Raw genomic sequence first — 20,111 nt, 5'->3', positions numbered from 1 at the left:
TCAGGATCTCAGTGCTCTATACTGTACTATTTTAATTGTGTTTTAGGTCCGAATTTCGGATAATTCGTAATTCTACACCTTGTATAGTAACTTCCAGCCTCTCGCTTCCAGCTTCCAGACTACTATCCTTAATTTTATGATCCCAAACTCGGGTTATTTAACAAAAAAATTATAATCTCTTTAAAAATCAAAAGAAGCTGCCTCCTACTGAGACAGCCTCTTTCTTCATCGTAAAAAAATAAAAATGGTCGGTTTACAAAACCGAAAAAGTAATTGATTATTTTTAATTCAATTTTCCCCCTAAAGCTTTAAACAACAGAACATTATTTCTCGTATTCTGATGCTGAAACTGTAACAGATCAAGCTCTGCCGTCAGTTTACTTTTTTGTGAGTTAATCAGTTCGAAATAATTCGCGTATCCTGTAAGGTACAGATCATTGGAAACCTCAACTCCACGGTCCAGAAAACCTACTTCTTCTGATTTTAATTTTAAAACTCTTTCATAAATTCTGGTCTGTTTCAAAATAGACTGAAGCTCATTGAATGCCGTGGTGATACTCTTCTGATAATTTAAAAAAGCAATCTCCTGTTCTTTACTGGCTACTTTAAACTCATATTTCAGCTGACCTTTATTAAAAACAGGAACCATTAACCCACCCAACAGCTGCCCTGCTAATGAGCTGGGTTTGAAAAATGTTTCTACAGAGAAAGAATTCATCCCAATTCCCACTCCAAGATCGATTTTTGGGTAAAAAGCTGCTCTTGCGGCCTTGGCATCTGCCTGAGAAGCCTCCAACACATAATAATGGGCTGCCACATCCGGTCTTGAGTGTATAACAGCTTCTACATTAATGGTTTTATTTAAAACATCCATATTGGTAGGCATCAGGATTTTACCACGATTCACCTCACCGCCATAACTTCCTGTTAAAGTTGTAATGGCCTGTTCCACGGTTACAATCTCTACTTTGATATGTTCTATTTCCGCCAGCCAGTTGTTATTCTGTGCTTTGAATTGTTGTACGGCAAGTTCTGTAGCTTTTCCTACTTCACGCTGTGCCAGAACAATTTCAAAAGCTCTCTGTTGAAGATTGTAGTTTTTCTGATAAATCGCCAAACGGTTATCCAAAGCTACCAACTGATAATACAGGTTAGCAATATCGGTGAAAAGCTCCACCTGAAGCAATCGCAATCCTTCTGTAGAAGCCAGATACTTCTTTTGGGCGGCAAGTTTCTTATTTTTCAACTTACCCCATGCATCAATTTCCCAGCTGCTTCTTGCTCCAAGCCAATAATTGGGCGTGAAATCACGGTTGATTTTCTGCTTTTCCGTGATATTGGGGGAAAGGTTGGTATCATAATTTCCCACTCCCTCCATCGTATATTTTCCATAGTGGTTTCCACTAACTTCTGCTCCTACTTCAAGAGAAGGTAAAAGATCCATCTTCGATCTTTGCAGGAAACTATTAGCTATTTCCACTCTTTGCTGCGCAATCTGAAAATCCGGGTTGGCCTGGACTACTTTATTAAAAAGCTCCAGTAAATGAGCATCAGTAAAATAAGCTTTCAGATCAAGTTGCTGAAATTCTTCTGAACTTACTGTTTTAGCAGGTATTTCCGGAAGTGTCTGCGCTTTTTTGATATCCGCAACCTGCGGAACAGCACATGAAACTAAGCTTAAGGCAGCTATACTGTACAATATATTTCTATGATTTAATCTTTTCATCTTTCTTCTTATTTTCAAGTTTCGCAAAGAATATATACAACCCTGGAATGACTACCAATCCGAAGATGGTTCCTATCAGCATTCCTCCTGCTGCTGCCGTACCAATAGAACGGTTACCAATTGCTCCGGCTCCTGATGCAATACACAACGGGATAAGTCCGGCCACAAAGGCAAAAGAAGTCATCAGAATAGGTCTCAGACGTTGTCTTGCTCCTTCAATGGCCGCAGGAATAATATCATACCCCTGTTTATTTCTGGCTACTGCAAATTCTACAATCAGGATGGCATTTTTCGCTAAAAGCCCGATCAGCATGACCAAAGCAACCTGTGCGTAAATATTATTATCCAATCCTGCCAATACCAATGCGATATAAGAACCAAAGATTCCGGTTGGAAGGCTTAATAATACAGGCATCGGAAGAAGGAAACTTTCATATTGGGCAGCCAGTAAAAGGTATACAAACAACAGACAGATCAGGAAAATATATACGGTTTGATTTCCTGATAAGATTTCTTCTCTTGTCATCCCTGACCATTCAATATCGAAACCTCTTGGAAGCGTTTCTTTAGCAACTCGCTCTACCGCCGCAATAGCATCACCTGAACTATAACCATCTGCAGGCTCTCCATTAATCATAGCTGACATATACATGTTATACCTCGTCAGTACTTCCGGTCCATATACTTTTTCAATGGTGATAAATGTTGAAAAAGGAATCATTTCCCCTTTATCATTTTTCAGGTATAAATTCAGAATACTTTCAGGCGTGTCTCTGTGTTCCGGACTTGCCTGAACCATTACTTTATACATCTGACTAAAACGGATAAAGTTGGTGGCATAATAAGATCCCAGCATGGTCTGCAATGTGGACATCGCATTATCTACGGATATTCCTTTCTTCGCAGCCATATCATAATCTACATTAATCATGTATTGCGGGAAAGTCGCATCAAAGCTTGTAAAGCTGTTCTGCAACTCTGGAGCTTCATTCAATTTTTTGACAAAATCTTTGGTGATCTTATCTGTATTTTCAATAGTCCCTCCTGTTCTATCCAACAAACGCAATTCAAAGCCACTTGTATTTCCAAATCCAGGAACCGTTGGCGGAGCAAAGATTTCGATCTGTGCATCAGCAATCCCTTTTGTTTTCTCTGAAAGCTCGGTAATCAATTCATTAACTGAAATAGATCTTTCTTTCCAGTCTTTTAGGTTAATCATCGCCATTCCGTAGGATGAACCTGCAATTTCCGTTACGATACTGTATCCTGCCAGTGTTGTTACGTTTTCAACTCCTTTTATCTTCTTGGCAATCACTGTTACTTCATCCAAAACCTTTTCTGTTCTTTCTACGGTCGCCCCTTGTGGAGTGGTTACACTTACATACACCATTCCCTGGTCTTCCATTGGAATAAATCCGGTTGGAAGGAACTTACTGGTTACAAACGTTAACCCAATGAACAGGAACAATAACCCAAAAGTAACTGTAGTTCTTGTGGCAAATTTTGATAGAATTCCAACATAGCCATTGGTAAGTCTTTCAAAACCAGTATTGAAACTTTGGAAAGCTCTGTCAATAATCGTTTTCTTTTTATTATGATTGTGTGGTTTTAAAATAATGGCACACAATGCCGGAGTAAGCGTCAATGCATTCACCCCTGAAATAACAATACTGATGGCCAGTGTCAATGAAAACTGACGGTAAAACACTCCTACCGGACCATCCAAAAATGCCACCGGAATGAATACAGCAGACATTACAATGGTAATCGCTACTACTGCTCCTGCAATTTCCTTTGTAGCACTGATGGTAGCATCCATCGCATTCATACCTTCTTCCATTTTTACATGAACGGCCTCAACGACGACAATGGCGTTATCTACCACAATTCCGATAGCCAATACCAAAGCAAATAATGTCAATAGGTTTACGGAGAAATCCAGCATATTCATAAAGGCAAAGGTGCCTATCAATGCCACCGGAACAGCTAATACAGGTATCAATGTAGAACGCCAATCCTGAAGGAAGATAAACACTACAATTCCTACCAGAATAAAGGCTTCAATAAGGGTTGTTAATACTGCACTGATGGAAGCATCAAGGAATCTGGAAACATCGTAGGCCATATTATATTCCATTCCGGGTGGAAATGAAGTCCCTTTTAATTCTTCCATTTTAGCTTTTACGCTTTCAATTACTTCAGAGGCATTGGAACCGGGACGCTGCTTCATCATAATGGATGCAGAAGGCCTTCCGTCTGTTTTGGAAACCATTCCGTAGTTCATCGCCCCAAACTCTACTTTAGCTATATCTTTAAGCTTCAGGATGGTTCCGTCTACATCGGATCGGATCGGAACTTCTTCATATTGCTTAGGTTCAAAGAATTTCCCTTTATATTTAATTACATATTGAAGCTGGCTGGAAGTTTTCCCGGACGTTTCTCCCACTTTTCCGGGTGCTGCCGAAATATTTTGTTTTTGCAACGAAGTAATGACTTCATCTGCAGAAATATTATAGGCTGCCATCTTCTGTGGATCAAGCCATATCCTCATAGAGTATTCTTTCTGCCCCATGATTTCAGCACGACCAACTCCATCAATACGTTTCAGTTCCTGAAGAACGTTAATATCTGTAAAATTATAAATGAACTGCTCATCCTGACTTGGATCTGTACTCGTAATGTTGAGGTACATCAGCATACTGTTCACCTCCTTTTCAGTAGTTACTCCGGCACGAATTACTTCTTCAGGAAGTTCATCAAGAATAGTTGTTACCCTATTCTGAACGTTCACCGCCGCTACATCCGGATCTGTTCCCACCTCAAAGAAAACCTGAATCAGGGTAAGCCCGTCATTGGAAGTTACCGTTGACATATACGTCATTCCCGGAACTCCATTAATGGCTCGCTCCAGTGGAAGGGCAACCGCATTGGCGGATACTTCAGCATTGGCACCAGTATATTTTGCTGTTACTGTTACTGAAGGCGGTACAATATCTGGAAACTGGGTAATCGGCATCTTTAATAATGCCATAATTCCCAGCAATACAAATAATATGGAAATAACCAACGAAAGAACCTTTCGTCTTATAAACATCTCTACCATAATAAATTGATTTAAAAATTATGAAAGGTTAATACTTCTTTTTGATTTTAATAATATCACCATCCTTTAAGGACTGAGTACCTTCATAAATGATTAAATCTCCTTTTTTAAGACCGCTTTCCAACATATAGGAATCCCTCAGCGTACTTCCGATCTTAATGCTTGTCATTTTCACCTTATTCTGTTTATCTACTACAAAAACATAGGTTTTATCCTGAATAGAGAATGTAGATTTTTGGGGAATAAGAATAGCATTATCCTGATTTTCGGAAATGATAAGTTTTCCTGAAGTACCATGTTTAATCAGACGGTCAGGATTCGGGAAAAGAACTTTATACCGGATAGATCCCGTTGTTCTGTCGATTTCTCCTTCAGCGGTTTTTAAAGCTCCGTTAAACTGATAATTCACACCGTTTGGCAGCGTTAATTCAATCTTTTGGTGACTTCCTATCTTATCATTGGCTAAAAGCTCAAAATACAGGTTTTCCGGAATTGAAAAGTAGGCGTAAACCTCGTTAAGCTGTGATAAGGTTGTTAATAAGGTTCCATTTTCCACCAAACTTCCGTCTTTATGAGGAATTACGTCTATTACCCCATCAAAAGGCGCTGTAATCTTTGTGAAACTGATTTTCTGAAGTACCGCTCTTCTTTCAGCATCTGCAAAAGCATGCTTAGCCTGAGCGGATGAAAGTTTAGCTTTTACAAGTTCCAGCTCATTATTGGCCACAAATTTTTTAGCATGAAGACTCTGGATCTGCTTCAGTTCTACTTCAGCGATACGGACATCAGCCTGAGTTTGTTTCAAAGCAGCATTGGCTTTTAAAAGTTCCATCTGTAATTCAGCATCATTGATTTTGAATAAGGGCTGTCCCTGATGAACAAACTGCCCTTCATTAACATAAATATGCTGAATAATTCCACCGATTCTGGAACGCATCTCCACATTCTTCTTAGCCTGAATATCGGTCACAAACTGATTGCTTACCAAGGTATCTTTCTCCTTGATTTCCAGTACAGGAACTTCTTTCTCTTTTTGACCGTTTTGTTTCTTGTCTTTATTGCATGACACTGCGAATAATATTGCAAGACTGCAAATTATTACATTTTTAAAATACATTTTTGAATGTTTAAGTTATAAAATTTTCGTTAAGATTATCTGAATTTCAACAACTTAAACTAGTACAACTGGAGGAGATGGAGAAAGGACTTCACTCCACAAATAATGGAAATAGCAATATCAGGAAGTATGATTTTCGGAGCAATTTTTAAAACTGCGGAAAAATCACCTACTGCCGGTTCATCCTTACGTACCGAATGTTTTATAATCTTAGAAGCTGCAGGCAACGCATGCGTATTCATATCCGCTTCTTCGTAAACATCCAGCAAATGGATATTGCTTGCATGAGGAATGTGAGGAATATTCTGCAATGATGTTTCGGCCCAATTCGAATTGAAAAGGGTAAAAACCAATATGATATAAAAATAGAAAAGTGACCTCAGACCTGCCATGTCAATCAGAATACTTAGTTTTTTAATAAAAACAATAGTGCTGCAAAAATAAGAAATTTTGATGGAGTTATTGCCCCTTAACTGTTAAAAAAACTTAAACAATACTGATAAAATCACGTTTTTTTTTAATGAGTAGGGTCTGCAAAACAAAAATATGGAGATTCCCGCAGTATGACGAAGAGTGAATATTTGTTGTCATCCTGAATACAGACTGAACAGAAACGAAATGAAGAATCTGTGAAAATAATCAACAAGATTCTTCCTTCGTCAGAAATTGAAGATTCAAGGTAGTCAATGACAAGGGCTTTGTTTATTTTATAATCTAGCAGATCTGCCAAATAATAAATCTATAAAATCTGCATGATCTGTCTGATCTGCGAGAAATCCTATTAGGGTTATTTCTTCGTTAGAAGGATAAACAAAGTTTTGCATTAAAACAACCTGCTCAGCACTCTGAAACGATAATCAAAGATGTATTCCAGTTTGTTTTTCACGAATAAAGAATGGGCAATTTCGCCTAAGAATCCCATGGGAAGTTCATAATGTATGGTATCTCTCATTAAAAACACCTTCATCATTTGGGATAAATTCATGATGGTGATTCCATAATTTGTAAGGACCTTTCCTTTGAAAATCGATGAAGCTTTTCTGAAAATCTACATGGGTAATTTCGGTCTGCCATTTCATTTTGATTCCAAATAATGGAGAAACATAATAATCAATGAGCATTCCTTCATATATTTCATCATCTTCCATTTCTGTCAATACCGTAAATCCCATATCTTTTGGTGTAATTTCCGAAAGATTATTGGCTGAGGAAAAAAATTTCCAGGCGGTTTCTACATCACAGTTTAATTGTTGCTCACGGAAAAGCTTATGTTTCATCTTACTTCTTTTTAATTATACATCCACACTAAAACAGGCTTTGCTGAATTTTCGTTCTATTGATGATAAAGCAATAATACAAATAGGTAAAACAGATTTATATTTATTTATAATGCTGGAAAATTCCAAAATCTGAGGGAGTCCAAAGAGCTGCTTTCTGTCCTGCAGCCTTTAAAGCATTATTAGACCACGTATTACAGGTATAAAGGAAGCTGTAGGTTCCTTTGGCGTCATAAAATGCATCGGTATCGCCATATACTGCATCGGTAGGAATCAGCATGAATTTTCCGTTCTGATCTCTATCAAATTTATCTTCTACAAATTTAATTAAGTTTTGATACTGGCTTCTGCTGATCATAATCATTTTACAGTCTTCTCCTTCTTTCATGGCATAGTAATAAGTACAGTGCATGGCGGAATCGCTCAACCAAAAAGCTGCTTTTACAGCTGTTGATAGCTTCAGGTCTGCCCAGGTTGGCGTATCCAGATAAAAGCCTTTATCTCCCCATCCTATTCCGATATATTTATAATCTGTTTTCTTAGATTTTGTATCTGCAAAAGGAATCATAAGACTCCAATCCTTCATATCATTCTTTACAGGCATTACAATGTCGGTATGAACACCATTGGTATAAATATAAATAGCAATATCTTTCTGCTCCCCATCATCTTTGGCAGAAACCGGAATGAAAGGGATCAGTAATCCCAGAAGAACATAAACAATTACAATTCCCAGAATGACTCCCAGAATTTTCAATGTGTAAATTAAAATGGTTTTCACAGTCATGTTTTTGAATAAAATTTAATATATAATTTTCCGTAAAAGTATTTTTTTTAATCGAAAAAATAGCTATATTTAATTACGAAATATTCACAAATATGCGTAAAAATACCAAGTCACAGAAAAGATTTAAAGTAAGAGTAAAAACTGCTCCAAAAAGAATACAAAAAAAACGTTGATTTTCGGTGAGATTCTGATCTCCTGAAAATCAATTTTTCTTTTTAGGAAAGGATTTTTAGACAACTTATTCAGTTAAATCAAAACCTCCTTAGTATTAAAAATATAAGGGATGGTCAATTATCAGCTTTTGTTTGGAATTTGAAAAATTTCCAAGGTAAGAATCGTCACCAAATGTTTAGGCAAAAATCAGTCTGAAGACCGCTCTAAAAATTCAATATTTCTCTTCAACCCGGCAAATTTGGTTCTCTTCACAGGCGATTTTTTGAAGATATCAGAAAAAATTTCCTGAGTAAGTTCTTTCCATTCTCCTTTTTTGAAGTTCTTCAGGGCTTCATTGGGTTTGAATCGGCTCTGTTTATTAGGAGCTGAAAATCGGTTCCAGGGGCATACATCCTGGCAGATATCACAGCCAAACATCCAGTCTTCCATTTTATTTTTGAAATGATCCGGAATTTCATTTTTCAGTTCTATGGTAGCATAAGAAATACATTTGCTTCCATCAATAATTTTTTCAGAAACAATAGCATCTGTGGGACAGGCATCAATACATTTTCTACAGGTTCCGCAATGATCGGTTGTTTCATGATCGGCGATAAGCTCAAGATCGCAGATAATTTCAGCCAGGAAATAAAAAGATCCGTTTTGCTTGGTAATCAGATTTGCGTTTTTTCCTACCCATCCAATTCCTGATTTTCTGGCCCAGCTTCTCTCCATCACTGGTGCCGAATCTACAAAAACCCTGAATCCGAACTCTCCTATTTCTTCTTGTAATTCAGCAACCATTTCACGAAGAATTTCCTTGATGACTTCATGGTAGTCTTCAGCGTAGGCATATTTTGAGATTTTAAAGTTCTCCAGAACAGAGATCTTTTCTTCAGGAAAATAGTTGTAAGAAAGTGAAATTACAGATTTAGAACCTTCTACCAGCAATCTTGGATCAAGTCTTTTATCGAAATGATTTTCCATATATTTCATTTCCCCATTAAAATTGTTTTTCAACCATTTTTCAAGGTGTGCAGCGTCTTCTTCCAAAAAATCTGCTTCAGATATACCACAACTCTGGAAGCCAAAGCTTTTAGCCTTGGATTTTATCAGTTCAGAATATTTTTCAGCACCAGCGTTCATTAATTTCACACTGCAAAATTAAGATTATTTTACCAATCTTTAGTTTTTCTCATCCCTTTCCTCTTTCATTTGGATACAGCATTCTTTCTAAAATTTATGTTTTAATTAAGAATTTTTTCAAAAAAAAATTACGTAATTTCGTCTATAATTTAATGTTTAAAATAAACAACTATGTCTTTAATAGAAGTAATACAATCTGGAAACTATGAATTGATTGACGTTCGTGAGCCAATGGAGCTTGAAATGGACGGAAATATAGATGGTGCCAAAAATATTCCACTGGGTGAAGTAGAAGACAGACAGGATGAGATCCTATCTATTGAAAAGCCGGTAATTTTATTCTGCAGAAGTGGAAACAGAAGCGGAAAAGCATTGGAATATCTAAACACTCAAGGATTAAAGGATGGTCACAACGGCGGAGGCTGGGCAGAACTGAAGGCTGTTCTTGAAGCAAACAGAGGAACTTTTTAAAGTTCCTTTTTTTATACCTTTTCATCATGAATCTAAAGGACCAATTTGAACAGCTTTGTTTACCTTTCACCAAAGATCTAAGTTTAATCGATAGCCTATGGAAAGAGATTGATACAAAATATGCTGAAAAAGGCAGACATTATCACAATCTTCTTCATCTTAAAAACATGTTCACGGAGTTGGAAAATGTAAAAAGTAGTCTTTCTGATTTTACCACAGTTTCTTTTTCTGTCTTCTATCATGATATTATTTATAATGCAACTTCTAAGTCTAATGAGGAAAACAGTGCTTTGAAAGCGGCTGAAAGACTTACTGAACTTGGTTTACATCAAAGTGATATAACCATTATTTCTGACCAGATTCTGGCTACCAAACTGCATCAGGAATCAGAAAATCAAGATACCAATTATCTTTTGGATGCTGATCTTTCTATTCTTGGAAAAGATCTTGAAACTTATCTGGCATATACCCGAATGATTAGAAAAGAATATTCTATTTATCCTGATCTTCTTTATAAGCCTGGCAGAAAAAAGGTACTTAAACATTTTCTGGAACTTGAGAGCATCTTTAAGACTGATTATTTTAAAAAGAAATATGAGACACAGGCAAGATCAAATATTGCGGCTGAAATTCAGTTATTGTAAGCTTAAAAAGCAAAGAGATGCAAAATTGCATCTCTTCACACATTCATCTCAAACAAACATTTAATGATTTGCATCATTAATTTTCGTACCTACTAAAAACCTTATTTTCAAAAATATAAAATATTATATCTCAGAATAGAGATATTTGTTGTGTATTTATTGTAATTTTAAGCTAAGATAATTACTGTGACTACATATTAATGCCATTCATTTTTTTCATAAAACCACATATACTCTATTTTACTCAATTTTATATATTAAGAAAATAATTGAGCTCCTGTCTTCTTCATCTTAAAATATTTTAAATCATTCTGATTCTTGTTTAAATACATATTGTACAAATTCACAGTATATGATGAGGATGTATAAGCATAACAACAAACAAGAGAGCGTGAAAAAGCACACAGAATACATTATGAACCTGAGTCCGGGATAAGAAATTAAGGATAATAGGCTGGAAGTTACTATCGGAGCTACCATTTCTGAAGTTGCCGTAAAATTTGATGAAGCTGCCTTTAAAGGAATAATACATTACAGGGTTGCAAGTGCTTTTTTAACCTCAACTACTTCCCTCTCCCAGCTCCAGCTTCCTTACTTTCTAAAAACAGAAATGTCTTATCCTGAACTCAGGTATTATTAAGCTTTGTTATGCATTTATACCTTAAAAAGCTACCTCAAAGTGAGATAGCTTCATATTTTTCATTTCGTTAAGTTATTCCGGCTTAAGAATTATTACGAATAAATGCCACAGTTTTTTCCAAAACCAAGTCCGGAATTTCTTTGTGTGGCGTATGCCCGACTTTCGGAATAATATATCTTTCTGCAATTCCACTTACCTGAGAAACTGTTTTCTCCAGCTGATCCAGGGTACCATATTCATCGGCTTCTCCCTGAATGAACAGAAGCGGACAGGTAATATCCTTTAAAAGATATTCTATATTCCAGGTTCTGTAATCATCACGGGTCCAGGTTTCTGTCCAGGCTCTGAATAATGTCTCGACTTTATCACCATGATATTTATGCAGACGTTCCGGCAGATTGGTGGTTTTATAAGCTTCCCAGGCATCATAAACCCCCTTTAAAGTCACTTCTTCCACGAAAATGTGCCCAGCTTCACAAATGACAGCTTCTACCCTTTCCTGATATTTTGCTGCAGTGATTAAAGCAATGGTTCCCCCGTCACTGTGCCCAAATAAAATAGCATTATCAATATTAAGATCAGTCAACAGTTCATTCAACAGATCTGCTTCCAGTTCCATGTAATTTACTGGTCTTACGTGAGTAGGCATCGGATGAGATTTTCCATATCCTAAACGATCATAGACAAGGACATTGCATTGGGTGGCTTGTGATAATTTAGCAGGAAAGTCTCTCCAAAGCTGTACAGATCCTAGCGAATCGTGCAAAAAAACAATAGTTGGATTACCTTCAAATGAATTATAATATTCTGTGTATAGTTTTTTACCCTTTACATCAATGATTCTTTCCTTCATCAATTCAAATTATAATAGTATCTCTCTCGCAATTTTTAAAAAGAAGGCATTTTTGTTTCCTCAAATTCCTTCAGTAAATGATTAAAGACAGTTTCTACCGGAAGGATGTCATCAATTAAGGCTGAAACCTGCCCTATTTCAAGTTCACCATCTTCCATATCTCCTTCAAACATTCCTCGTTTTGCTCTGGCTCTTCCTAATGATGCAATAAGGGCATCTTTGTTTCTCCCAGCCTGATAGATATCTTCCAGTTCGCTGAAGAATTTATTTTTAACCATTCTTACAGGAGCTAATTCTTTTAACGTAAGATGAGTGTCACCTTCCTGAAGTTCTGTGATTTTCTTTTTCCAGTTTTCATGAGCACTTGCTTCTGTCGTAGCAGCAAAACGGGACCCTATTTGTACCCCGTCTGCTCCAAGAATCATGGCTGCTTTTATCTGAGAACCTAAAGCAATTCCTCCAGCTGCAATTAATGGCTTGGAAATATGTTTCTTTACATTTGGAATAAGGCAGAAGGTTGTAGTTTCATCTCTTCCGTTATGACCTCCAGCTTCAAATCCTTCGGCAACCACCGCATCTACTCCTGCTTCTTCACACTTTACAGCAAATTTGGTAGAGGAAACTACGTGAGCTACTTTTAAACCTTCTTTTTGTAAGGTTTCTGTATATGTTTTCGGATTTCCGGCTGAAGTAAATACAATTTTCACTCCTTCTTCCAGAATAATCTGAATAATCTCCTCAATATTGGGATACAGCATAGGAACATTCACCCCAAAAGGTTTATCAGTAGCCTGTTTACACTTCTGAATGTTCTCTCTAAGGACATCAGGATACATACTTCCTGCTCCTATTAATCCTAATCCCCCACAGTTGGAAACGGCTGATGCCAGTTTCCATCCGGAATGCCAGATCATACCTGCCTGGATAATCGGATATTTGATATTAAAAAGTTCTGAAATTCTATTTTGACTGGCCTGCATATCATGTAATTTTTTTGCTGCGTTGAAATCTATAAAATTGCTCATGCGTAAAAATACTAAAAACAAACATTATCAGCCGCTTCTATAAAACAAAAAATAAATAGAATTACGGCTTCTCAAACTTTTCCAAAACCTTATCTATGATGGAACTAATCTTCATAAATTTCTGAGCCAATAGATATACATCTTTCCGGATGGTATCATTTTTCATCTCTATCCATCCCTGCATTAAAGTAAGCGGTCCAAAGTTGACATTTACATTAGGCCAGTCTTTCTGATGTTTTGAAAATTCATACCTAAAATTCTGTGCAAAATCTTTACTGGCTATATTATAGTTTTTCAACTCCCGAAGTTTTAAGGCATGAATGTTATAATATATCCTTCCCTCTTCTATGGTCTTTTCATTTATCCAGACTGAAAAGAAAATCCTTCCTGAGGGTTCTTCTGATAGTTTTGAATCCCCATACCAATGTGATTTATAAATTTTGAGAGCTGCAGATTCAAGAACAATATCGATGGATATTTTTAAATGATCCTCATCAAGTTTTTCCTGGGAAATTTCTGCTGTGGCCAAACGAAATTCATTAAGATAAAAAGCAAAATCCACTTTATTAGTTTTTGTAAAGGTATAAAATAGTCTATATGGAAATATCTAAACTTTCATCTTCATCATTGAAAGCACAAAAAAACCTTCAGAAATTCTGAAGGTCTTATTATTTTATTTTTTGATTGATTCTTTCTTCCAATTGGACTTGAAGTTACAGTTATCGTAACGTCCGTCGATGGAGATGAAAGTGGTTGGCAACTTAGAGTTGACAAATTTTTCAACCATTTCGTTTTTCTTTTTATTGAGAGCCATCTGCTTGATTCGGCTGAAGTCGGTCTCCAGAGTGATCTGGTGTGCAGGAATCACCTCTTCCAATTTAATGATTTTCACAGCTTTTCTTCTGTTGTCTTCATCTTCAAAAGCAGTGGTAACATCTCCTTTATTCAAACCTGCCAATTCGTAGCTGATCGTTCCAGGGATACTCTCTCTTTCTATTTTATCTGAACCGTCTCCACCAGGAATTACACCGGCATTGAACTTGGTTTTTTTATCATCTGAAAACTTGAACGCTGCATCTTTAAATGTCATCTTTCCGTCTATAATTAAACCTCTGATGCTGTCTAGTTTTGCTTTTGCTTTTTTCATTTCTTCATCAGTAGGAGTAGCTTTCAAAAGAATATGTCTTGCATCATATACTTTTCCTGATCTTTTTATTAATTGAATGATATGGTATCCGAATTCAGATTCAATAGGATCTGAAATTTCGTTTTCCTGAAGGTTTAATGCTGCAGCTTCAAACGGCTTCACCATCTGTCCTTTATTGATGTTTTTATATAATCCCCCATTGGAAGCGGAACCTTCATCTTCAGAGTAAATTCTTGCCTGGCTTTCAAAAGTTTCCCCACCAAGAATATCCTTCTTAATTTTTTTCAGTCTGTTAATAAGATCCTGTTTATGAGCCTCCGTTAAGGTAGGATACATCATAATCTGAGCTAAAGTAACTTCATCTTTTACCTGTGGCAACTGCATTTTATACATATTATAAAAGTCAGTAACCTCATTAGGCGTAACGTCTGCTTTATCGGTAACTCTCTGGTATTTCGCCTGTCCGTAATATTGATCCGTATCGATTTTCTCGATAGCGTTTTTCATTTCGTAAGAATTTCTGAACTTATAGGCAGCTAATAATGTTTTTTCATCCGGAAATTGAGAAAGCAACTGACGGTATTTTTGATTAGCCTGCTCTTTGATTGCAGCAGAACGGTTTTCAATTAGCGTATCCTTTTTTGCTTCGTATACAAGAAGTTTGTTGTTGATAAGGCTTTCAAGGAACTCACATTTATCAGTGTTATTAGCTCCCTGCTGTTTCCCATAATTCATCTGCTCCGTAACATCTGATTCCAAAACAATTTCATTTCCGATCACAGCAGCAATACCATCCACTAAATCTCCCGGTTTTAGCTGGGCATTCATCATATTGGATGAAAATATCATGATGAAAATCCCAAGAAGATAAGTGATTTTTAGTTTATTTGTCATTTTACTATTTTAACAAGTTGCAAATTTAGAATTCTTAACGAATTTCACTCAATTTTTTATTATAAATATTTCTTAAAAAGACTTATTTACTGCAGTTCAACATCAAATGTCGTCAATTCTTTAAATTGTCTCAATCTGTTGAACATATCTGACTCATTTACTTCCTGAATTCTTTCTGTTCCGAATTTTTCTACAGTGAATGATGCCATAGCAGATCCTACGATTAATGCAGATTTCATAGTTTCGAAATCAATTTTTCCTTTTTTAGCAAGGTAGGCTGCAAAACCTCCAGCAAAAGTATCTCCGGCTCCTGTTGGATCGAAAACATCTTCTAATGGAAGTGCAGGGATTGCAAATACCTTATTGTCATGGAAAAGTAAAGCTCCGTGCTCTCCTTTCTTGATGATAACATATTCCGGCCCCATTGTGTGGATCTTTTTAGCAGCTTTTACTAAAGAATATTCTCCTGAAAGTTGTCTTGCTTCTTCGTCATTGATGGTAATTACATCTGTTTTAGCAATCATATCCATCAGAATATCCAACGCACAATCCATCCAAAAGTTCATGGTATCAAGGATCACAAGTTTAGGACGATTGTTCATTTTTTCCAATACGGATAACTGAACTCCAGGGTGTAGGTTTCCAAGTAATAAAATTTCAGCATCCTGCATTGAATCAGGGATTTTAGGATCGAAATTCTCTAATACGTTTACTTCTGTAGCCAAAGTATCTCTGGTATTCAAATCATTATGATATTTTCCTGACCAGAAGAATGTTTTTCCTTCTTTTACAATTTCAATTCCTTCGATATTTATTTCTCTGTTTGTAAACATATCAAGGTGTTCCTGTGGAAAGTCTCCTCCTACTACAGAAACAATACCGGATTTAACGCCTAAAATAGATGAAGTGATCCCAATATAAGTAGCAGCTCCGCCTAAAATTTTGTCCGTTTTACCAAATGGTGTTTCAATTGCATCAAATGCAACACTTCCTACAACTAAAAGTTTCATATATTTTTCAATGTATATTAAAAGTAATTATTTTTTCCATTCAAAAGAATCCAGCATGTGTTTCATATCGTTTTTGATATAGTTTACTGCGGGAGCCAGAGAGTCCGGTTTCGGTCTCGTATTAAAGTATAAGTAAGCAGTCACGAAGTGCTTCGTGCTGTCTGTAACGTAAAATTGAAGATTGGAAGCACTCTGTCCTTTCAGTTCATAAAAATTCCCGTATACCTTTTTTTCAGGGTATTCAAAGGATTTAGTGTCTATAGAACTGGCTTTGATGGTATGTTCGTATACCATTTTTTCTGCTTCTTTGATGTGTTGAGCAAAGTCATTCTGTATCGGATAATAGGTTACGAAAACCTTAGCCTTCATCTTCGGATAGTTCAGATAATACCAGCAAGGTTTTTTCGCCGCTGTAATATTGGCAAAATCCGAATACTCAAAAGTATAGGCACAGTTGTTTTCAAACTTCTGGTATTTCGGTGTCGGATATTCCAGACGCAGTTCTCCGTACGGTTTCGGAACCGGATCTTTTCCACAGGAAATTAAAAGCAGTGATACAAAAATAAAAATGACTTTTTTAATCATTTTGCAAAAGTACAAATTAGATTTCAGATTTCGGAAGACAAATTTCAGTCTTTCAATGAGTTTTGAATGTAATTTTCCAGAGGCTTCGGAAAGGATTTTTCGTGAGACTCCTCAACATCCGTAATCTGGTATTGATTTTCAGCAATAAAACGATTCCAGATCTCTTCTGAAGATACCTCAACCTTAAATATTTCAATGCTTAAATTCTTGTGTGTCAGTTTATGGTTAACTGTTTTCGAGCCTATAATAAAAGTTTCCATTTCAGAAGAAACAGAAATTGGGAACTCGAATAATTTTTTCCAGATAAAGTCATCTTTTCGCTGACGGATTAGAAATTTTCCATTTCTGTGAACAAAATAATAGGTTAAAGAAAGATCTTCAGCCTTTACTTTTTTTGTTTTAACAGGATAATCTGCTATTTTTTGAAGAGAAAAAGCAAGGCAGTCTTCATTAATCGGACATTCTCCACACAATGGATTTTTGGGTTTACAGATCTCTGAACCGATATCCATCATCGCCTGATTGAAATCTCCAACGTTATCCGGCATTACAAGAGTTGCCAGTTCTGAAAAGTAGGTGAATGCCCTTGAGTTTGAAATATCAAAATCATCTGCAAACAAACGGCTGAGAACCCTGTAAAAATTTCCGTCTACCGCCGGGAGCTTGCCGCCAAAACAGATGCTTGAAATGGCTGCAGCTGTATACTTTCCAATTCCTTTCAGTTTTAAAATTTCATCATACTGGCTCGGAAATATCCCATGATAATCATTCATAATTTGCTGGGCAGCTTTATGAATATTGATCGCTCTGGAATAATAACCTAAGCCTTTCCAATAGAGCAAAACTTCATTTTCCTCAGCTTCGGCCAAGGTTTTTACCTCCGGAAATCTTTTAATGAAATTATTGTAGTGATTAAGCCCCTGACTGATTCTTGTCTGCTGAAATACAATTTCACAGATCCAGATTTTATAAGGATCTTTTGTCTGTCTGAAAGGCAGATCTCTTGCATTATTTCTATACCATTCCAAAAGCCTGTTTCCTATATGAAGAAGATCTGAGGCTGTATTATTCTTTTCCAAAAACCAAACTGTTTAAATCTTTGAAGAGACTTTTAACTCTTCATTCTGCACATTATTTACGGCTGCAAAGATAGGTTTATTTTATTTTTTCTTCACTGAATATACCGAGGCTCCCCTTAACCACTGATATTTCAGATTTCTTTCTTTAGCTATAAAACGATATCCATCCAATTTTTTAAGGTATAAGTACATGGAATCTTCTTTCAGCTTTAACTTGTGAGGAGATAAAAACATCATCGGCAAATCCAAAGCGGAATCTCTTACCGTTTTCAACACTTTTCCGGATCTTACTTTATAAAGAAAAAATGTTTTTCCACGGCCTTTCGAACTGTCTGCAAGCTTTACTTCTGAGCTTGCCAGAACCAATTCACTGCCATCGAAACATTCTTCTTCGTCCATGATATAAGCCTTCCCTTCCTGACGTTCATCTGCAAAAAGGTCTTCTTCATACTGGCCCGGGCTTTGGTATTTTTTTTCACAGCTTGCCAATAAACCTATTAACAATACAGGCAAACCAATGGCAAGTTTAATATTCATTTTAATATTCATAGATATTGGTAGAAAAAAACCGATGTAAAAAATGCATCGGTCTTTATTATTAAAAATAAGGTGTTATTATTCCTGAGCGTATTCTGCATCCCATTCGTTACCATCATCTCCTTTGTGTCCGTCAAGTTTAATAACGAAACTTTTTGTAGGGAAATAAGGGGTCATACGGATGTCTAGCCATACTCTGTCTTTGTTTACTCTATCCTGTTCGAAACGAACGATCTTGAACTTTTCAATCAATTTGTCCGGTCCTTTGATATTATCAAGGAACGTCACAATTTGTCTTCTCAAATCGTCTTCGTTTTTAGCATTCCAGTTTTCAAAGGCTCTTCTGTTTAGGAAGTCTAGTAATACTTTAGTTACATAGTCGAATACACGTACTACTGAATAGGTCTGAAGACCGATGTTATCTCCTGTAAATAATGTCTTCGCAGAGAAAGCCATAATTTTACCGTATTCGTTAACCATTGGTACAAGACCCATTTTTTCTAACTGAGAAATTTCACTTTTCTTCAATTCGAATTTTACAGCGTCTACTTCGTTGATATTACCATGTTTTTTACCTGCTGCTACCTGAGACATCAGTGTTTTATGGATTTTTCCTGCTAATGAAGTGGAAGGTGGAAGTTCTACGTTTTCTTCTTCTCCTACTTCTTCAGCTTTTCCACGGCCTACTAACCAGTTACAAGTCATGATCACGTTACTTCTGTGAAGTTCACCCCCTGTAAGATTGGCAGAATGGAATAAGTCTACTACGTCATCCGGCTTATCAAGGTTCGCAAAATCTGTAACCATCATAACTTTGTTTTCGTTACAGATTTTAGCCCACTTTTCAATAACTTTATTGGATCCTAAATATCCAGGGATGGCAAGGATTGAATAATTATCTCTAAGGTCTAAACGGTCGTAGTAATTTTTGAATTCTTCAGAAATAGCATCAATGAATAAAGGATTGTCAAGGTCTGAAACCTGATCCAGGCTTGCATTAACAATACTTACGTTATCCACTTTATCCAATTCTGTATTTTTGTAGAATTGAGCTACAGTTCTGTAGTTGGTTTCCAACAGACGAACTGCATCCAGTGTATTTTTTAGGTTTTTCTTTAAGTTCTGATCAGCTTGTTGTGCTTTGGTTTTGCAAGTATCGGCCATTTTATCTGCAGATTCGCTACCTTCTAAAAGGCTTACCCAAAGATTGATCTTCTGAAGAAGTTCTTTTCTTTCGTCTGATTTATTATTATCGTTAAGGAAAATTTCTTTCCTTGCTTTTCTAGTAGGGTTCATATTGGCGATACCGTCTACAACGGATTCAACAAAGCCAAAACCTCCCATTTTATTGAGCTCAGCAAGCGGGTTGCCCTTCGGCTGCCCTGAGTGTTGCTGCTGCTGTCCCTGCTGCTGGCTTTCTTGCGCCTGTAATTTGCTATCCATGATTTAATGTAAGTCTTTAATTATTTTTCAAGTTCTTGTGCTACTTCTTTCAATACTTCAATGAACGCCGTTCTTGTTTGGTCGTTCTCCAGCATATTACGAAGAATTTTATTAGTTTTCAACTGACGTACAATTTTGTTGTACTGCTCCTGTTCCATGCTCAGCTGCTGAAGATAGTCTGATTTCTGAGTAAGGCTTTTAGGAGTAAAGTCTCCAAGATTTTGAAAACGGAATTCTTCATCAACCACTCCTCCATCTTCTGTTTCGTGCTGTACGGATACAGAAGGCTGAAAATGTTTGAACACATCTTCCACTGTTTTTAATCCTGTTACAATTTCAGGGGTATAAGATTCGTCTGTTGTAAGCTGGCTTACTATCAGTGATTTATTTTCCTGTATTTCCTGAATAGCTTCATTAGCGTCTACTTTTACCTCGTTTCCGCCAACACCATAATTAAACATTGCCATATTATTA

19 protein-coding genes are annotated in these 20,111 nt (G+C 36.5%); 2 read left to right on the top strand and 17 right to left on the bottom strand.

Annotation, left to right across the window (positions count from 1 at the left end; genetic code table 11):
* Positions 1-283 precede the first annotated feature (283 nt).
* The 7 genes from CHSO_RS07425 to queG form a co-directional block, all read right to left on the bottom strand.
* Positions 284-1,726, bottom strand: coding sequence for a TolC family protein (locus CHSO_RS07425; protein ID WP_045494309.1), 1,443 nt, complete (start codon positions 1,724-1,726; stop codon positions 284-286).
* The gene (locus CHSO_RS07420) at positions 1,707-4,829 is read right to left on the bottom strand and encodes an efflux RND transporter permease subunit (RefSeq protein WP_045494306.1); all 3,123 of its coding nucleotides are present in this window, start codon (positions 4,827-4,829) and stop codon (positions 1,707-1,709) included. The genes CHSO_RS07425 and CHSO_RS07420 overlap by 20 nt, the downstream gene beginning before the upstream one ends.
* Positions 4,830-4,857: 28 nt before the next feature.
* On the bottom strand, positions 4,858-5,946 hold the full coding sequence (locus tag CHSO_RS07415; RefSeq protein WP_045494303.1) for an efflux RND transporter periplasmic adaptor subunit: 1,089 nt from the start codon (positions 5,944-5,946) through the stop codon (positions 4,858-4,860).
* Between the two features lie 59 nt (positions 5,947-6,005).
* Entirely contained in the window at positions 6,006-6,338 is a 333-nt protein-coding gene (locus tag CHSO_RS07410; protein WP_045494300.1) for a hypothetical protein, read from the bottom strand.
* A gap of 537 nt (positions 6,339-6,875) precedes the next feature.
* Positions 6,876-7,223, bottom strand: coding sequence for an SRPBCC family protein (locus CHSO_RS07405; RefSeq protein ID WP_316932464.1), 348 nt, complete (start codon positions 7,221-7,223; stop codon positions 6,876-6,878).
* A 103-nt stretch (positions 7,224-7,326) separates the two neighbouring features.
* Positions 7,327-8,010, bottom strand: coding sequence for a TIGR02117 family protein (locus tag CHSO_RS07400; RefSeq protein WP_045494297.1), 684 nt, complete (start codon positions 8,008-8,010; stop codon positions 7,327-7,329).
* 360 nt (positions 8,011-8,370) lie between these two features.
* A complete protein-coding gene (gene queG, locus CHSO_RS07395) occupies positions 8,371-9,309 on the bottom strand; it encodes a tRNA epoxyqueuosine(34) reductase QueG (protein ID WP_045494294.1) in 939 nt (312 codons plus the stop codon).
* 171 nt (positions 9,310-9,480) lie between these two features.
* Here queG and CHSO_RS07390 point away from each other — a divergent pair, with 171 nt between their 5' ends.
* Together CHSO_RS07390 and CHSO_RS07385 are read left to right on the top strand one after the other, a co-directional pair.
* Positions 9,481-9,780 carry a rhodanese-like domain-containing protein gene (locus tag CHSO_RS07390; protein ID WP_045494291.1) on the top strand — a complete coding sequence of 100 codons (300 nt, stop codon included), beginning with the start codon at positions 9,481-9,483 and terminating at the stop codon, positions 9,778-9,780.
* Positions 9,781-9,806: 26 nt separating this feature from the next.
* Complete coding sequence (locus tag CHSO_RS07385; RefSeq protein ID WP_045494288.1) at positions 9,807-10,424, top strand: hypothetical protein; 618 nt, start codon at positions 9,807-9,809, stop codon at positions 10,422-10,424.
* A 722-nt stretch (positions 10,425-11,146) separates the two neighbouring features.
* Here the strand turns inward: CHSO_RS07385 and CHSO_RS07380 are convergent.
* The 10 genes from CHSO_RS07380 to CHSO_RS07335 form a co-directional block, all read right to left on the bottom strand.
* Positions 11,147-11,917 (bottom strand): alpha/beta fold hydrolase, encoded by a 771-nt coding sequence (locus tag CHSO_RS07380; RefSeq protein WP_045494285.1) that lies wholly within the window; start codon positions 11,915-11,917, stop codon positions 11,147-11,149.
* Positions 11,918-11,952: 35 nt separating this feature from the next.
* A complete protein-coding gene (locus CHSO_RS07375; protein ID WP_232509163.1) occupies positions 11,953-12,942 on the bottom strand; it encodes an NAD(P)H-dependent flavin oxidoreductase in 990 nt (329 codons plus the stop codon).
* Between the two features lie 61 nt (positions 12,943-13,003).
* Positions 13,004-13,504, bottom strand: a complete 501-nt coding sequence (locus tag CHSO_RS07370) for a hypothetical protein (RefSeq protein WP_045494282.1) — start codon at positions 13,502-13,504, stop codon at positions 13,004-13,006.
* Between the two features lie 111 nt (positions 13,505-13,615).
* Complete coding sequence (locus CHSO_RS07365) at positions 13,616-14,983, bottom strand: peptidylprolyl isomerase (RefSeq protein WP_045494279.1); 1,368 nt, start codon at positions 14,981-14,983, stop codon at positions 13,616-13,618.
* A gap of 86 nt (positions 14,984-15,069) precedes the next feature.
* Positions 15,070-15,993, bottom strand: coding sequence for a PfkB family carbohydrate kinase (locus CHSO_RS07360; protein ID WP_045494275.1), 924 nt, complete (start codon positions 15,991-15,993; stop codon positions 15,070-15,072).
* A gap of 27 nt (positions 15,994-16,020) precedes the next feature.
* Positions 16,021-16,578, bottom strand: coding sequence for a gliding motility lipoprotein GldD (gene gldD / locus CHSO_RS07355; protein ID WP_045494272.1), 558 nt, complete (start codon positions 16,576-16,578; stop codon positions 16,021-16,023).
* A 44-nt stretch (positions 16,579-16,622) separates the two neighbouring features.
* A complete protein-coding gene (gene mutY / locus CHSO_RS07350) occupies positions 16,623-17,657 on the bottom strand; it encodes an A/G-specific adenine glycosylase (protein ID WP_045494269.1) in 1,035 nt (344 codons plus the stop codon).
* A gap of 81 nt (positions 17,658-17,738) precedes the next feature.
* Positions 17,739-18,194, bottom strand: a complete 456-nt coding sequence (locus tag CHSO_RS07345) for a hypothetical protein (protein ID WP_144428867.1) — start codon at positions 18,192-18,194, stop codon at positions 17,739-17,741.
* A 78-nt stretch (positions 18,195-18,272) separates the two neighbouring features.
* On the bottom strand, positions 18,273-19,637 hold the full coding sequence (locus tag CHSO_RS07340; protein ID WP_045494263.1) for a DUF5458 family protein: 1,365 nt from the start codon (positions 19,635-19,637) through the stop codon (positions 18,273-18,275).
* A gap of 20 nt (positions 19,638-19,657) precedes the next feature.
* Positions 19,658-20,104, bottom strand: coding sequence for a type VI secretion system contractile sheath small subunit (locus CHSO_RS07335; protein WP_045494260.1), 447 nt, complete (start codon positions 20,102-20,104; stop codon positions 19,658-19,660).
* Positions 20,105-20,111: the final 7 nt, after the last annotated feature.

Source organism: Chryseobacterium sp. StRB126, assembly GCF_000829375.1.
GTDB lineage: Bacteria > Bacteroidota > Bacteroidia > Flavobacteriales > Weeksellaceae > Chryseobacterium.
This window is presented reverse-complemented; position numbering and strand designations above follow the sequence as displayed.

Excerpts from the sequence above, each read along its gene's own strand:
- CHSO_RS07425 (WP_045494309.1), bottom strand. The coding sequence starts at position 1,726 with ATGAAAAGATTAAATCATAGAAATATATTGTACAGTATAGCTGCCTTA.
- CHSO_RS07420 (WP_045494306.1), bottom strand. The coding sequence starts at position 4,829 with ATGGTAGAGATGTTTATAAGACGAAAGGTTCTTTCGTTGGTTATTTCC.
- CHSO_RS07415 (WP_045494303.1), bottom strand. The coding sequence starts at position 5,946 with ATGTATTTTAAAAATGTAATAATTTGCAGTCTTGCAATATTATTCGCA.
- CHSO_RS07410 (WP_045494300.1), bottom strand. The coding sequence starts at position 6,338 with ATGGCAGGTCTGAGGTCACTTTTCTATTTTTATATCATATTGGTTTTT.
- CHSO_RS07405 (WP_316932464.1), bottom strand. The coding sequence starts at position 7,223 with ATGAAACATAAGCTTTTCCGTGAGCAACAATTAAACTGTGATGTAGAA.
- CHSO_RS07400 (WP_045494297.1), bottom strand. The coding sequence starts at position 8,010 with ATGACTGTGAAAACCATTTTAATTTACACATTGAAAATTCTGGGAGTC.
- queG (WP_045494294.1), bottom strand. The coding sequence starts at position 9,309 with ATGAACGCTGGTGCTGAAAAATATTCTGAACTGATAAAATCCAAGGCT.
- CHSO_RS07390 (WP_045494291.1), top strand. The coding sequence starts at position 9,481 with ATGTCTTTAATAGAAGTAATACAATCTGGAAACTATGAATTGATTGAC.
- CHSO_RS07385 (WP_045494288.1), top strand. The coding sequence starts at position 9,807 with ATGAATCTAAAGGACCAATTTGAACAGCTTTGTTTACCTTTCACCAAA.
- CHSO_RS07380 (WP_045494285.1), bottom strand. The coding sequence starts at position 11,917 with ATGAAGGAAAGAATCATTGATGTAAAGGGTAAAAAACTATACACAGAA.
- CHSO_RS07375 (WP_232509163.1), bottom strand. The coding sequence starts at position 12,942 with ATGAGCAATTTTATAGATTTCAACGCAGCAAAAAAATTACATGATATG.
- CHSO_RS07365 (WP_045494279.1), bottom strand. The coding sequence starts at position 14,983 with ATGACAAATAAACTAAAAATCACTTATCTTCTTGGGATTTTCATCATG.
- CHSO_RS07360 (WP_045494275.1), bottom strand. The coding sequence starts at position 15,993 with ATGAAACTTTTAGTTGTAGGAAGTGTTGCATTTGATGCAATTGAAACA.
- gldD (WP_045494272.1), bottom strand. The coding sequence starts at position 16,578 with ATGATTAAAAAAGTCATTTTTATTTTTGTATCACTGCTTTTAATTTCC.
- CHSO_RS07345 (WP_144428867.1), bottom strand. The coding sequence starts at position 18,194 with ATGAATATTAAACTTGCCATTGGTTTGCCTGTATTGTTAATAGGTTTA.
- CHSO_RS07340 (WP_045494263.1), bottom strand. The coding sequence starts at position 19,637 with ATGGATAGCAAATTACAGGCGCAAGAAAGCCAGCAGCAGGGACAGCAG.
- CHSO_RS07335 (WP_045494260.1), bottom strand. The coding sequence starts at position 20,104 with ATGGCAATGTTTAATTATGGTGTTGGCGGAAACGAGGTAAAAGTAGAC.